The 13,710-nt window shown below is 62.8% G+C and carries 15 protein-coding genes; 8 read left to right on the top strand and 7 right to left on the bottom strand.

Features of this window, described 5'->3' with window-relative positions; translation table 11 throughout:
• Positions 1 to 2: 2 nt before the first annotated feature.
• From HU749_RS17110 to HU749_RS17095, 4 genes are all read right to left on the bottom strand, one after another.
• On the bottom strand, positions 3 to 1,181 hold the full coding sequence (locus tag HU749_RS17110) for a cytochrome D1 domain-containing protein (protein WP_079304776.1): 1,179 nt from the start codon (positions 1,179 to 1,181) through the stop codon (positions 3 to 5).
• Complete coding sequence (locus HU749_RS17105; RefSeq protein WP_024616180.1) at positions 1,178 to 1,507, bottom strand: c-type cytochrome; 330 nt, start codon at positions 1,505 to 1,507, stop codon at positions 1,178 to 1,180. Before HU749_RS17105 ends, HU749_RS17110 begins: the two co-directional genes overlap by 4 nt.
• A gap of 195 nt (positions 1,508 to 1,702) precedes the next feature.
• On the bottom strand, positions 1,703 to 2,011 hold the full coding sequence (locus HU749_RS17100; protein ID WP_014339157.1) for a c-type cytochrome: 309 nt from the start codon (positions 2,009 to 2,011) through the stop codon (positions 1,703 to 1,705).
• 24 nt (positions 2,012 to 2,035) lie between these two features.
• On the bottom strand, positions 2,036 to 3,715 hold the full coding sequence (locus HU749_RS17095; protein WP_079304774.1) for a cytochrome D1 domain-containing protein: 1,680 nt from the start codon (positions 3,713 to 3,715) through the stop codon (positions 2,036 to 2,038).
• Positions 3,716 to 3,913: 198 nt separating this feature from the next.
• Between HU749_RS17095 and HU749_RS17090 the strand changes: the two genes are divergently transcribed.
• The 6 genes from HU749_RS17090 to HU749_RS17065 all read left to right on the top strand — a co-directional run bounded on the left by HU749_RS17090 (position 3,914) and on the right by HU749_RS17065 (position 9,715).
• Positions 3,914 to 4,717: a CbbQ/NirQ/NorQ/GpvN family protein gene (locus HU749_RS17090; RefSeq protein ID WP_079304772.1), complete on the top strand. Its 804-nt coding sequence runs from the start codon at positions 3,914 to 3,916 to the stop codon at positions 4,715 to 4,717.
• Positions 4,701 to 5,285, top strand: coding sequence for a cytochrome c oxidase subunit 3 family protein (locus HU749_RS17085; RefSeq protein ID WP_046065829.1), 585 nt, complete (start codon positions 4,701 to 4,703; stop codon positions 5,283 to 5,285). The genes HU749_RS17090 and HU749_RS17085 overlap by 17 nt, the downstream gene beginning before the upstream one ends.
• Before the next feature lie 12 nt (positions 5,286 to 5,297).
• Positions 5,298 to 5,543: a cytochrome C oxidase subunit IV family protein gene (locus HU749_RS17080; protein WP_079304770.1), complete on the top strand. Its 246-nt coding sequence runs from the start codon at positions 5,298 to 5,300 to the stop codon at positions 5,541 to 5,543.
• Positions 5,544 to 5,826: 283 nt separating this feature from the next.
• Entirely contained in the window at positions 5,827 to 6,267 is a 441-nt protein-coding gene (locus HU749_RS17075; protein WP_003202495.1) for a c-type cytochrome, read from the top strand.
• A gap of 3 nt (positions 6,268 to 6,270) precedes the next feature.
• The gene (locus tag HU749_RS17070; protein WP_079304768.1) at positions 6,271 to 7,698 is read left to right on the top strand and encodes a cbb3-type cytochrome c oxidase subunit I; all 1,428 of its coding nucleotides are present in this window, start codon (positions 6,271 to 6,273) and stop codon (positions 7,696 to 7,698) included.
• Positions 7,699 to 7,876: 178 nt separating this feature from the next.
• Complete coding sequence (locus HU749_RS17065; protein ID WP_095961918.1) at positions 7,877 to 9,715, top strand: nitric oxide reductase activation protein NorD; 1,839 nt, start codon at positions 7,877 to 7,879, stop codon at positions 9,713 to 9,715.
• A gap of 5 nt (positions 9,716 to 9,720) precedes the next feature.
• Here HU749_RS17065 and HU749_RS17060 read toward each other — a convergent pair whose 3' ends face one another.
• Both HU749_RS17060 and HU749_RS17055 read right to left on the bottom strand, forming a co-directional pair.
• A complete protein-coding gene (locus tag HU749_RS17060) occupies positions 9,721 to 9,921 on the bottom strand; it encodes a hypothetical protein (protein ID WP_057452135.1) in 201 nt (66 codons plus the stop codon).
• Positions 9,918 to 10,601 (bottom strand): Crp/Fnr family transcriptional regulator, encoded by a 684-nt coding sequence (locus tag HU749_RS17055; RefSeq protein WP_046065833.1) that lies wholly within the window; start codon positions 10,599 to 10,601, stop codon positions 9,918 to 9,920. The genes HU749_RS17060 and HU749_RS17055 overlap by 4 nt, the downstream gene beginning before the upstream one ends.
• A gap of 577 nt (positions 10,602 to 11,178) precedes the next feature.
• Here HU749_RS17055 and HU749_RS17050 point away from each other — a divergent pair.
• Both HU749_RS17050 and HU749_RS17045 read left to right on the top strand, forming a co-directional pair.
• Positions 11,179 to 12,369 (top strand): NnrS family protein, encoded by a 1,191-nt coding sequence (locus tag HU749_RS17050; RefSeq protein ID WP_095961917.1) that lies wholly within the window; start codon positions 11,179 to 11,181, stop codon positions 12,367 to 12,369.
• Between the two features lie 25 nt (positions 12,370 to 12,394).
• The gene (locus tag HU749_RS17045; protein WP_095961916.1) at positions 12,395 to 12,832 is read left to right on the top strand and encodes a hypothetical protein; all 438 of its coding nucleotides are present in this window, start codon (positions 12,395 to 12,397) and stop codon (positions 12,830 to 12,832) included.
• Between the two features lie 119 nt (positions 12,833 to 12,951).
• Here HU749_RS17045 and ytfE read toward each other — a convergent pair whose 3' ends face one another.
• Positions 12,952 to 13,626, bottom strand: coding sequence for an iron-sulfur cluster repair protein YtfE (gene ytfE, locus HU749_RS17040; protein WP_095961915.1), 675 nt, complete (start codon positions 13,624 to 13,626; stop codon positions 12,952 to 12,954).
• Positions 13,627 to 13,710: the final 84 nt, after the last annotated feature.

Here is a 13,710-nt window from a genome sequence, read left to right as displayed (position 1 = left end):
GGTCAGTACCCCGGCTTGTGCGCGCGACTGCTGAAGAAAATGCCGCTCGGGCTCAGGGCCGGCAGGCTGCCCAGGCGTTCAAGCCGATACGGGTTCCAGACCTGGACCTCGCCACCGTCCCGGGCGGACAACCACAACTGGTCACCCCGCGCGGTGAACTCCATGTGCAGCACCGCCGGGCCTGGCCGCAGGTCGGCGACGATGGCGTGGGTCTGGGTGTCGATGACCTGGACGCGGTCGTTGTCCGGGTAGGCAAAGTTGACCCACAACTGCCGGCCGTCCGGTCGCGCCGTGACGAACACCGGTTGGCCGGCCACGGCGATGGCGTCGGTCTGCTGCCAATCCTGGGCGTTCATCACCAACACCTGGTGATGCCCGACGGCAGGCACGAAGGCTTGCTGGTCGGCCAGGGCCCAGCCTTCCAGATGCGGCATCTTGTACACCGGGAGCCGCGCCTGGCCGCGGCCGTAATGGCCCAGTACCCGTTTCACTCCGCGCTCCGGGTGCCAGAGATCGAGTTGGGCCATGCCGTCTTCACCGAACAACCCGGCCATGTAATAACGCCCGTCCGGGGTGATCAGGGCATCGTAGGGTTGCTGGCCGATGGCGGTGAAACGTTCGATGCGCGGGGTGAGGCCTTGGCTGAAGTCGGCGGTCCAGATCTCGCCAGTGTCGAACAGGCTGAACACGAAGCGTTGTCCCGGCGCATCCACCAAACCGACCACCCGCGAGCGCTTTTGTCCGCCGGGCAACGGCGTGGCCGGGATGTCGGCGACCTGTTCCAGGGTCTGGGCATCGAATACCTTGACGCCGCCAGGCTCGTAGTTGGAGACGGCGATCAGCTTGCCGTCCTGGCTGATTGCACCGCCGATGCTGTTGCCGCCCTGGATGATCCGACGTTCGATGCGCGCGTCCAGCAGGTCGACTTTGCTCAGGCCCCCATCGCGGCCGAACACGTAGGCGTAGCGCTGGTCGCGGGAGAACACCACCGAGGCGTGGGACAAGTCCCCCAGGCCTTCGACGCGGCCCAGGGCGGTACGGGTGTCGCTTTCAATGATTTGCAGGCTGCCGCTGGCGCGCTCCACCACCACGCCCAAATCGCCGGTGCCGCGCAACGGTGTCTGGGCGCAACCGCAGAGCAGCAGGGCGATGGCGGTGGAGGAGAGGAAAGAACGGATCATGAGGCGGGTTTTCCTTGAAGGAGCCGGTCCACCAGCCAGCGAATGTCGTCGGGCGCAAGCAGCGGTGCCCAACCGGGCATGGCGCTGCCGGGCCGTCCGAGGGTGACGGTGGCGATGAGGCTGTCGCGGGACTTTCCGGCCAGGGCTTCGTGGGTCAGGGGCGGGCCGAGGCCGCCGGTCATGTACAGGCCGTGGCAGGCGCCACAATCCTGGTCCAGCAGGTGTTGCAGTTGGGCCTGGCGCTGGCTGTCGGGAGCGGCCAGCACGCAGGAAGAGAAAACAAAGAGGAGGGTGGTTATCAAGGTTGCAGAGCTGTGTCGTTCCATGACGTCCTCCTGATAAGAAAATAAAGTCGCGATCAGCTTTTGTGGCGAGGGAGCTTGCTCCCGCTGGGCTGCGAAGCAGCCCCTTGGGCTTGCCTGACACACCGAGTCGTCAGGTTGCTATTGGGGCTGCTGCGCAGCCCAGCGGGAGCAAGCTCCCTCGCCACAGGTATTCTTGAAAGCCTCCCTCCTGGGTGGTTATTTAAGGGTCAAGACCCACGCAGCCAGGATCTTGGCTTCCTCTTCCGTCACCGGGTTGGCCGGCATCGGCATCGGTCCCCAGTTGCCTTGCGTACCTTCCTTGATGTGCTTGGCGAGTAAATCCTGTGCTCCGGCGACGCCGGCGTTTTTCGCCGCGACCTCCTTGAGGGCCGGGCCAACCACCTTGGTGTCGATGGAGTGGCAGGCCGCGCAGGGCTTGCTCTTGAACAACGTCGGGCCGTCTTGTGCCAACGCCGGCAGGCTGTAGGCGGCAGTCAAGGCCAAGGCAATCAGAATAGGCTTCATGGTTTTTCCTCTTATTGATGGGGCTCAATAGATGTCGTGTTGGGTGTTGTAGACGTTGAATTTCCCGGTAGGTGTGATCAGGCGCTTGTCCTTGATCACGTTCTTGACCTTGAGGGTCTTGTCGTCGATCACCACCAGCGCCGACTCGTCTTCCTGGCCACTCCAGACCGAGAACCAGACCTCGTCGCCGGCCTTGTTGTATTCCGGTTGCACCACACGCAGCGCGCCTTTCTTGATACCGGCGTACTCGGCAATCGGCAGCACGGTGTAGCCGGCGTCGAGCTTGTCGATGTTGAACACCGCCACCGACTGGCTGAGCTTGGCGTCAGGGCTGAGGGTGGTGTCGACATACAGGTGGCGAGACTGGGGATGAGTCTTGATGAACAGCGAGCCGCCACCTTGGCCCTGGAGCGTGCTGACCTGTTTCCAGGCGTATTGCGGGTGTTTGACCGGGTCGGTGCCGATCAGCGAAACCCCGGCATCGCCCAAGTGGCTGGTGGCCCAGACCGGTCCGTAGAGGGGGTGATTGAAGTTGGCGCCGCGTCCCGGGTGCGGGGTCTTGCCAACGTCCACCAGGGCAGTGAGCTTGCGTTCCTTGGAGTCGATCACCGCGACTTTGTTGGAGTTGTTGGCGGCCGTCATGAAGTAGCGATGGCTGCTGTCCCAACCGCCGTCATGCAGGAACGGTGCGGCGTCGATGCTGGTGATGGTGAGGTTCTTGATGTCCTGGTAGTTGACCAGCATCACCTTGCCGGTTTCCTTGACGTTGACGATGAACTCCGGCCATTCGTGGGACGCGATGATGGCCGCGACCCGAGGCTCGGGATGGTATTGCTGGGTGTCGACGGTCATGCCGCGGGTCGAGACGATCTGCTTGGGCTCCAGGGTCTCGCCGTCCATGATGGTGAACTGCGGCGGCCAGTAGGAACCGGCGATGGTGTACTTGTCTTCGTAGCCCTTGAACTTGGAGGTTTCCACCGAGCGGGCCTCGATACCCACCTTGATTTCCGCGACCTTGGTCGGCTCTTTCGGCCACAGGTCGATCATGTCGATCTTGGCGTCCCGGCCGATTACCAGCAGGTAGCGACCCGAGGCCGAGATGCGCGAGATGTGCACCGCATAACCGGTGTCGATCAGCTTGACGATCTTCTTGCTGTCGCCGTCGATCAGGGCAATCTTGCCGTCGTCGCGCAGGGTCACCGAGAACAGGTTCTGCAGGTTGAGGGTGCTGATCTGCCTGGTCGGCCGGTCTTCGGGTTTGACCAGCACTTTCCAGGTCTTGCGGGTTTCGGCCATGCCCCATTCCGGTGGGGTCGGTGGGGTGTGCTGGATGAACTTGGCCATCACCGTGATCTGGTCTTTGGTCAGGGCATTGGAGGTGCCCCAGTTCGGCATGCCGGCGGCCGAGCCGTAGGTGATCAGCGCCTCCAGGTAGGCCTGGCCGCGCGATTGGGTGATGTCGGGTGTCAGCGGCTTGCCGGTGGCGCCTTTGCGAAGCACACCGTGGCAACCGGCGCAGCGCTGGAAGTAGATTTCCTTGGCCGAGTCGAAGTCGGCCTGGCTCAGGTCGGGCGCGCCTTCGGTCTTGACCACGCGGGGTTGTTCCGGCGCAGCGGTTTGGTCGGCGAAGGCGTGGGGGGCGGCCAGCGCTGTACACAGCGCCGTGACCCGCAGGGCCCACGATTTTTTGTGGCTGATCAGCATTCCATTTCTCCTCAGGCGTGACCCGCGCTGCGCTGTAATTGACGTTCGGCGCGCAGGTTCTTGGTGCGGTGCAAGGCTATGCCCGAGGCGGTGGTTAGCCGCTTGACGGCGATCAAGTTTGCCGGCCGCAGCCCTTGCCAGGTTGTCGCAGGGCACCGTAGCGTGGCCTGCAATCGTGTTGTCTGATCAGGCCTTGCCATGAACGCTATCCACACTTTGCAGCACCCCGACGAACCCTTTTATCAACCCCAGGACAACGAGCAGGCGCTGTTCGAACAGGCCTGGCATCACGGCATGCCGGTACTGATCAAAGGCCCCACCGGTTGCGGCAAGACCCGCTTCGTCCAGCACATGGCCCACCGCCTGAAACTGCCGCTGTACACCGTGGCCTGCCACGATGACTTGAGCGCGGCCGACCTGGTGGGCCGTCACTTGATCGGCGCCCAGGGCACCTGGTGGCAGGACGGGCCCTTGACCCGGGCGGTGCGCGAGGGCGGCATCTGTTATCTGGATGAGGTGGTCGAAGCGCGCCAGGACACGGCCGTGGTGTTGCACCCGCTGGCCGATGATCGTCGGCAGTTGTACCTGGAACGCACCGGCGAAGTACTGCAGGCGCCGCCGTCCTTCATGCTGGTGGTGTCGTACAACCCCGGTTACCAGAACCTGCTCAAGGGCATGAAGCCCAGCACGCGCCAGCGTTTCGTGGCGATGCGCTTTGGCTATCCGGCGGTGGCCGATGAAGAACGCATCGTCGCCCGCGAGGCAGGGGTTGATCTGGCCCTGGCGGCCCAGGTGGTGCGGTTGGGGCAGGCGCTGCGCCGGCTCGATCAGCATGACCTGGAGGAAGTCGCCTCTACGCGCCTGCTTATCTTCGCGGCGCGCATGATCGGCTCCGGCATGGACCCGCGCCAAGCCTGTCTGGCGTGCCTGGCCGAGCCATTGAGTGACGATCCGCAGACTGTCTCCGCGTTGATGGATGTGGTCGATGTCCACTTTGGCTGAAGCCGTTGCAGTGCCCCGACGTTTGCCCGGGGACCTGGCGATGTGGTTTTTCATCCTCGCCGAGCTGTCGGTGTTCGCGCTGTTGATCCTGGCGTTCACCGTTGCCCAGGCGTTGCATCCGCAGACTTTCAGCGAAGGCCGGCAATTGCTGGACCGCTCCACGGGCCTGGCGATGACCCTCAGTCTGCTGACCGCTGGCCTGTTCGCCGCCCTGGCCCAGGAGCAAGTCAGGCAGGACCGGCCGCGTCGAGGCGCACTGTTGTTGTGGGTGGCCTTGTTGCTCGCCTGCGGCTATGTGGGGATCAAGCTCACGGAGTACGCCCATCTGTTGGCGAACGGCTTGGGCATGGAGCACAACACGTTCTTCACCTTGTACTGGATCCTCACCGCGTTCCACTTCCTGCATGTGCTGCTGGGCATGGTGATCCTCGCCTGGCTGGCCGAGGGTTGTCGGCGGCGTCGTTATGGGGCGCAGTGCAACAGTGGGTTGGAGTCCGGCGTGCTGTATTGGCACATGGTCGATCTGGTCTGGGTGCTGCTGTTCCCGGTGGTCTACATCCTTGATTGAGCGGAGGTGCTCATGTCGGCTTCCCGTGTCTTGATCGTCTGCTGGATGACGCTGGCGGTGCTGAGCACCGGTACCGTCGCCCTGGGCCAGATCGCGGCTACCGGGGTGGTGTCCATCGCCATCCTGGTGGTTGCGGTGACCAAGGCCTGGCTGATCGCCGACGGCTTCATGGAGCTGCGCCACGCGCCGCGGTTGTGGCGGCGGTTGGTGTTGAGCTGGGCGGCGCTGCTTGCGATTGCAATCTCGTTCGCGCTCTGAATCCCGACACCCCCCCCCCCTGTGGCGAGGGAGCTTGCTCCCGCTGGGCTGCGCAGCAGCCCCAATAGCAACAGCTCAATCCGTCTGATACATCGCGTCAGTGGGATTTAGGGCCGCTTCGCGCCCCAGCGGGAGCAAGCTCCCTCGCCACAAAAGCTGCTCTCCATCATCGCGGTGTCCTTGCAACAACCCACCAAAACCATCGGAGATTCTTGATCGCCATCAAGCGGTTTCCGACCCCTTGCTTCCTAGAATGAACACGCCAAGCAATGAGGAAGTGACCATGTCAGATACCTTCACCAAAGGCATGGCCAGGAATATTTATTTCGGGGGAAGCATCTTCTTTTTCCTGATATTCCTGGCCCTGACCTACCACACGGAACAGACCTTTCCGGAACGCAGCAACCAGGCGCAATTGACGGAATCGGTGATACGCGGCAAGGGCGTCTGGGAGCGCAACAACTGCATCGGCTGCCATACCCTGCTGGGCGAGGGCGCGTACTTTGCGCCGGAGCTGGGCAACGTGGTCAACCGTCGCGGTGGCGATGAAGCCTTCAAGCCGTTCCTGCAGGCCTGGATGAAAATGCAGCCGCTGAACGTTCCGGGTCGTCGGGCCATGCCGCAGTTCAACCTGAGCGAGCAGGAAGTCGACGACATCGCCGAGTTCCTCAAATGGAGCTCGAAAATCAATACCAATGGCTGGCCGCCAAACAAGGAGGGCTGAGAGATGAGCATGGCTAATCCGCATCTGAAATTCGCCTCGCAGGCCGTCGCCAAACCCTACTTCGTGTTTGCCCTGATGCTGTTTCTGGGGCAGGTGTTGTTCGGTTTGATCATGGGCCTGCAATACGTGGTCGGCGACTTCCTGTTCCCGCTGATCCCTTTCAACGTGGCCCGCATGGTCCACACCAACCTGCTGATCGTCTGGCTGCTGTTTGGCTTCATGGGCGCGGCGTATTACCTGATACCGGAGGAGGCCGACCGCGAACTGCACAGCCCGAAACTGGCGCTCGTGTTGTTCTGGGTGTTCGCCGCCGCAGGCGTGGCAACGATCCTGGGCTACCTCTCGGTGCCTTATGCGACGCTGGCGAAATTCACCGGCAACGACTTGCTACCGACCATGGGTCGCGAGTTCCTGGAGCAGCCGACCATCACCAAGATGGGTATCGTGGTGGTGTGCCTGGGGTTCCTCTATAACATCGGCATGACCCTGCTCAAAGGTCGCAAGACCACGGTCAGTATGGTGATGATGACCGGCCTGATCGGCCTGGCAGTGTTCTTCCTGTTCTCCTTCTACAACCCGGAAAACCTCGCTCGCGACAAGTACTACTGGTGGTGGGTGGTGCATCTTTGGGTGGAAGGCGTCTGGGAACTGATCATGGGTTCGATGCTCGCCTTCGTCCTGATCAAGATCACCGGTGTGGACCGTGAAGTGGTCGAGAAGTGGCTCTACGTGATTATCGCCATGGCATTGATCACCGGGATCATCGGCACCGGCCACCACTTCTTCTGGATCGGCGCGCCTGAGGTCTGGTTGTGGGTAGGCTCGATCTTCTCGGCACTGGAACCGCTGCCGTTCCTGGCGATGGTGGTCTTCGCCTTCAGCATGGTGAAAAACCGTCGTCGGCACCACCCGAACCGCGCCGCTACCTTGTGGGCCAAGGGCACCACGGTCACCGCGTTCTTCGGCGCGGGCGTCTGGGGTTTCCTGCACACCCTGGCACCGGTCAACTACTACACCCACGGTTCGCAACTGACCGCGGCCCATGGTCACCTGGCCTTCTACGGTGCCTACGCAATGATCGTGATGACGCTGATCAGCTACGCCATGCCACGCTTGCGGGGCTTGGGTGAAGCGGCGGACGAGCGTTCGCAGCGCCTGGAGATATGGGGCTTCTGGTTGATGACCTTGTCGATGGTGATGATCACCTTGTTCCTCACCGCAGCCGGTGTCGTCCAGGTGTGGTTGCAGCGCTGGATGACGGATGGCAGTGCCTTGCCATTCATGGCCACGATGGATCACTTGAAGCCGCTGTTCTGGGCGCGACTGGTCAGCGGCGTCGGGTTCCTGGCCGGGTTGCTCTGCTACCTGTTCAGCTTCCGTCAACGTGGCCGTGCGGCCCTGCGCGCACCGGCGGCGGTGGTGCCTTCGTAAATCATCGCCACTGAGACTGTGGCGAGGGAGCTTTTGTGGCGAGGGAGCTTGCTCCCGCTGGGCTGCGCAGCAGACCCTTTTTGATGGGCGCTTCGCACCCAAGCGGGAGCAAGCTCCCTCGCCACAAAAGCAGTATGAGCCAGTCTCTTCACTGCAATGGGTTGATAGGAGAGTAACCATGGCATTCACCCTGGAGCTGGAAGAATGGGTCGGCAGTGTCTGGCACCGTTTCATCACCCGCCGGGCCAGTGCCGATTTTCCTGAGGCCCGGGTCGAACTGGTACCCCGGCAACGCGCGTTGCAGGTGCTGTTTCGCGCCACTGGCGGTGCGCCTCACCTGGGGGTGGAAGCGGTCAGCGACCGCGACCTGTTGCTGCGTCGCAACCTGTTGCAGCAGATCGCCGGCACCTGCAAGCAAGTGCCCCTGGCCTGTTGCGATGGCGACAATCTGCGGCTGCCGGCGAGCCTGGCGACGTTCCCTGATGTCGGGCTCAACGAAGAGCTGTATCGCTGGCTCGCGTTGCTGGCCGCGCAGTCGGGGCCGATGAAGCACTGGGGGCGGGACAATCAGCGCTGGACCCTGGCGGTATTGAAGCGCTACCCGGCGCTGCGCCCGCGCTACCGGCGGCTGGTGGACGCGCACCTGGCCCTGCGCCCCGATCCGGCCACGCTCAACCCGGCCGAAGCCGCCCTGGAGCGGGCGTTGTGCCATGCCTTGCGCGAACCGGGCAGTGTCGAACATTTTCCACGCAGCGAGCGGGCGGCCTGGCCGTTGCCGCTGTGGTTATACCCACCCCAACACCTGGCCAATCCCCAGGCCGCCAACCTTGAGGAGTCCGAGCAATACCTGGCGACGCCGCCCGGTGAGCAGCAGGGCGGGCGCAAGCGCGCCGAGCGAATCGACGACACCACCCGTGACGGTGGGCTGCTGATCGTGCGCCTGGAAAACCTGTTCAGCTGGACCGAGCACGTGGACCTGGATCGCTGGGCGGATGACAGCGAAGACCCGGACGCTGCCCGCGTCGCCGAAGACCTGGACCAATTGACCCTGTCGCGCACCCGCTTGCGCAAGGGTGGTGGTTTGAAACTGCACCTGGACCTGCCGCCGGCCGATGTGGATGACATCCCGTTGGGCGCAGGCATCCTGTTGCCGGAATGGGATTACCGCAAGCAACGATTGCAGGACGACTTCGTCAGCCTGCAAACCTTCACCCCTCGCGATTGCCCGCCTCAACCGTTGCCCGCACGCCTGCGGAGCTCGGCCCAGCGCTTGCGTCGCCAGTTCGAACACTTGCGCAACGATCGCCAATGGTTGCGCCAGCAAACCCAAGGCTCGGAACTGGACCTGCAAGCCTGGCTGGATTTTCATGTCGAGCGCCAGCACGGGCAGTGCAGCGAACGCGGACTGTTCATGGACCAGCGCCAGACGCGCCGCGACCTGGCTTGCCTGCTGCTGGCCGACCTGTCGATGTCCACCGATGCCCACCTCAACGACGAGCACCGGGTGATCGACGTGATCCGTGACAGCCTGTTGCTGTTCGGCGAAACCCTGTCGGTGCTGGGGGATGATTTCGCCTTGTATGGGTTCTCTTCCCTGCGCCGCCAGCAGGTGCGCATGCATGAGCTCAAGGCCTTCAACCAGCGCTACGACGATCACACCCGCGGACGCATCCAGGGCCTCAAGCCCGGTTACTACACGCGCATGGGCGCGGCGATTCGCCAGGCTACGCAACGGTTGGCGGGTTGCAAGCGGCGGCGCAAATTGTTGTTGCTGCTCAGTGACGGCAAGCCCAATGACCTGGATCTTTACGAAGGACGCTACGGTGTGGAAGACACCCGCCAGGCAGTGCTGGAAGCCCGGCGCCAAGGGCTGACGCCGTTCTGCATTACCATTGATCGCGAAGCGGGGGATTACCTGCCGTACATGTTCGGGGCCAATGGCTACACCTTGATTCGCCAGCCCGAGCAACTGCCGCTGCGTTTACCGCAGTTGTACCGGCAGTTGACTCAGGATTGAGGGGTTCAGACGATGCTGCGAGGCAGCCAGAAGAACATGACGATGCAGAAGATCGTCAAGCCGACACAGAACCAGGTGAAGCGCCGCAGCCTGCGCTCGCCGGCCAGCGCCGCCTCGGCCGGCAGGGGCATGCCGCACTGGCGGCATTCGGTTGCATCAACGGGTTGGGTCTGTTGGCAATACAGGCAAGTGGGCTGCGCGCTCATTCGAATTGCTCCAGGCGCAGGCGATCGAGAATGGCGATCTGGCGACCGTCCTGGGTGATGATTTTTTCATCGATCAGGCGCCGGATGATCCGCGAGAAGGTTTCCGGCTGGATCGACAAGTGCCCGGCGATCAACTGCTTGGCCATCGGCAGTTCGAACTGGCTGTCCACGGTTTGCAGGCGCACCAGTTGCGTCAAGAGGTAGCGCACCACGCGGTGAGTGGCGTTCTTCAGCGACAGGGTTTCAATCTCGTTGACCCGTTGGTGCAGGCGCACACAGAGCTTGCCGAGCAGGGCGAAGGTCAGCCGGCTGTTGCTTTGCAGCAGACGCATGTAGGTGGCGTTGGACAGCCGGTACACCTGGGTCGGGCCGACGGCTTCGGCGGACGCGACGTAGTTGGGTGTGTCCATCAGCATCATGGCTTCGGCGAAGGTCTGGCGCTCGCCGATCACCTCGAAGACTTTTTCCTGGCCGTCCGGGGTCAGCCGATAGATTTTCACCGCGCCGGAAATCACGAAGTAAAACGCCTGCGCCGGTTCTCCCTGGCGGAACAGCGGATCGCCCTTGTCGATGTTCAGCAGTTGGCTGTTGCTCATCAATTCGTTGAGCTCTTCTTCGTTCAAGGGCTCGAACAGGTGATGGCTGCGCAGAATCTGGTGATGGACGCGGTGGAGCACCATGGCATGGAATCCTTGTAAGGGCGAAAGAGGTGATCGGGGTCAGACCAGGCTCAGGGACAGGCCGCTGGCAAGCGCCACGACGCAGGAGAGCAAGACGAACCAGGTAAGCGGCAGAACGACGGATTTCATGGATGACCCCGACAAGAAAGGTGATGCCGTGCCTGAGCAAGAGACGGGCCATGCCTGCGGGCGTTGATTTGTGGGGTGTTGAAGATGAGGTGGGTGAAAATGACCCTGGTCTGGAAGGGTTAAAACAACCATGAAAGGGTCATAAATACCCTTTATGGCTATAGTCCTTGTGGGAGCGAGCTTGCTCGCGATGACGGTAGCACACCCAACATCAATGCCACCTGACCCACCGCCATCGCGAGCAAGCTCGCTCCCACAGGGGGCAGAGGTGTTTTGTCGGGAGGCTTGATCCAGTTCGGCAAGCCCCTTGCAAGTACCTGTTCGAGACGGGAGGTTGCCGATGAGCTGGCTTGATCTGAGACAAGGCCCGCCGGCGTCGATAGCCGATCATTCGAACCCTGGTTTGTTGTACCTCGCTGGCGGTTCAGCGAGGCAAAAGGAGTGATGTATGCAAGTGCTTGACCGTCGCAAGGCCATGGCCATCGCGCCGCTGTGGCGCCTGGCGTTTCGGCCATTCTTTCTGGCCGGTTGTGTGTTGGCGCTGCTGGCCATTCCCTTTTGGCTCGCGGCGTTTACCGGGCGCTTGTCAGCCTGGCAGCCGGCCGGCGGCTGGTTGGCCTGGCACCGGCATGAACTGTTGTTCGGTTTCGGCCTGGCGATCATCGCCGGGTTCCTGCTGACGGCAGTGCAAACCTGGACCGGAACCCCGGGCCTCAGCGGCAAGCGGCTGGCAACCCTGGCATCGTTGTGGCTGGGCGCGCGGTTGGCCTGGCTGGTGGATGCGCCCTGGCCATTGCTGACGCTGCTGGAGCTGGGTTTTGCCCTGGCGGTCGCGGCGTTGATGGGTGTGACGTTGTGGCGTGTGCGGCAGAAGCGCAATTACCCGATTGTGCTGGTATTGCTGCTGTTGGCCGCCGCCGATGGGTTATCCGTGTACGGCCTGGTGCAGCACAACGAGGGCTTGCAACGCCAGAGCGTGCTCACCGGCCTGTGGCTGGTGGCGGCAATGATGGGGTTGATCGGCGGGCGCGTGATTCCATTTTTTACCCAGCGCGGCCTTGGTAGGGTCGAGGGCGTTGCCCCTTGGCCGTGGCTTGATCGCCTGTTGCTGGCAGGGTCGGCGCTGGTGGCGTTGCTGTATGCCTTCGGTCCGGCGCTGGTGGCCAGCGTCTGGGTCGGCCTGTTGTTCGCCGCGTTGGCGGTGGGCCACGGGATTCGACTGGTGCGTTGGCATGATCGGGATTTGTGGCGGGTGCCGCTGTTGTGGTCGTTGCACCTGGCCTACGCCTGGCTGGCGGTGGCCTGCCTGGGCATGGCGCTGTGGCACTTCGGTGTGCCGGTGAACCCGAGCCTGGCGGTGCACAGCCTGACCATCGGCGCGATGGCCGGATTGATCCTGGCGATGGTTGCCCGTGTCAGCCTGGGCCATACCGGGCGCCCCCTTGAGCCACCAGCGGGCATGACCCTGGCGTTCATCCTGCTGAACCTGGCGTGCCTGAGCCGCGTGCTGTTGGTGCTGCTGTTGCCGTTGGCCGGGCTGTGGCTGGCGGCGCTGTGCTGGACACTGGCGTTCGGTCTATACGCCTGGCGCTATGGGCCGATGCTGCTCAAGGCCCGGGTGGATGGGCATCCGGGATGAGTCGGTGGGGCAGAGGGGATCGATAATGTACGGGGTCTTGCTGGTTACCCACCTGTTGGCGGCCATCGCTTTCATTGGCACGCTGTTTTTCGAGGTCTTCATCTGGCATAACGCCCGTCGGCCCTTGGCCCAAGGCGTCAAGGACGCTGCCGACCAGGCCATCGCCCAGCGCTCGCGGCACGTGCTGCACGGCGTCGTGCTGGTGCTGTACGGCGCCGGCCTGGCCCTGGCCTGGCAGCATCGCGGCGCATTGAGCCAGCCGTTTAGCAACAGCTTCGGCCTGCTGCTGAGCCTGAAGATCCTGCTGGCGCTGAGCATCATCGGTCACTATTTGTGGCTGGCGTACTGGCTCAAGAGCGGTCGCCTGACGCCCAGCCGCGCCTGCTGGTTGCGCCGCAGTATCCTGGGGCACATGGTGCTGATCGTGGTGTTGGCCAAGGCGATGTTCTATTGGCAGTTTTGAGCTGCGGATGAGGGCGGCAAATTAGAGCTGCAAATGTGCAAATGAGAGCTGCAAATGCCTGTGGGAGCAAAGCTTGCTCCCACAGGAGTAACACAGAAGTAATGGGCAATGTTTGAGAGTTAGTGAGCAGGCTTCATCGCATTGATGAACAACACATTGTTTTCCAGGTGGATGTGCTGCATCAGGTCATCACGAAACTCCACCAACCCGCGATAGAGGGCGCGCCAGGTGTTGCAGGCGTCGGAGGGCGGGGTGATCTGGTCGGTCAGGGTGAGCATGGTTTCCAGGGCTTCACCGTGCTGGTCGTGTTCGTAGCGCAGCACCTGGATCGGCGCCGAGGCCCGTTCGCCCAGGCCCTGTTGCAGCATCGGGAACAGTACCTGTTCTTCCTTGAGCATGTGGCCTTCGAGTTCCTGATACATGTCCTGCAGGTGATCGGCCAGGCCGTTGGGGCAACTGGGGCGTGCACCGTGGACCTGCTCGACGCGCCGGGCCAGACGGATCAGTTCCGGCAGCTGTTCGCGATGGCGCGCGTGATAGCGCTCCAGGATGTGGGCAATCAAGGTCGCCTGGGGCTCGTCGCGCCAGTCATGGCCCAGCTCCCCGGCGGCTTGCAGGGTGCGCAGGGCGTCGGCGATCAGCAGCGGGTTCAGGCCTTTGCCCAGCGCGGCTTCGCGCAAGGATTTTCGCCCGCCGCAGCAGAAGTCGAGGTTGTAATGATGGAAGGTACGGGTTGCACCGGGAATGTCGCAGGCCAGTTGGCCGAGGCTTTGTTCCAGCAGATCGAGGCTCATCATGTTTCCTTGGGTTGAATCCCGGCAGGGACAGATGAACGCTGTCGTTGCAGCCGACGTGCCAGATTCAACTGATTGAAAACA

The sequence above is a fragment of the Pseudomonas ogarae genome, assembly GCF_014268695.2.
GTDB lineage: Bacteria > Pseudomonadota > Gammaproteobacteria > Pseudomonadales > Pseudomonadaceae > Aquipseudomonas > Aquipseudomonas kilonensis.
This window is presented reverse-complemented; position numbering and strand designations above follow the sequence as displayed.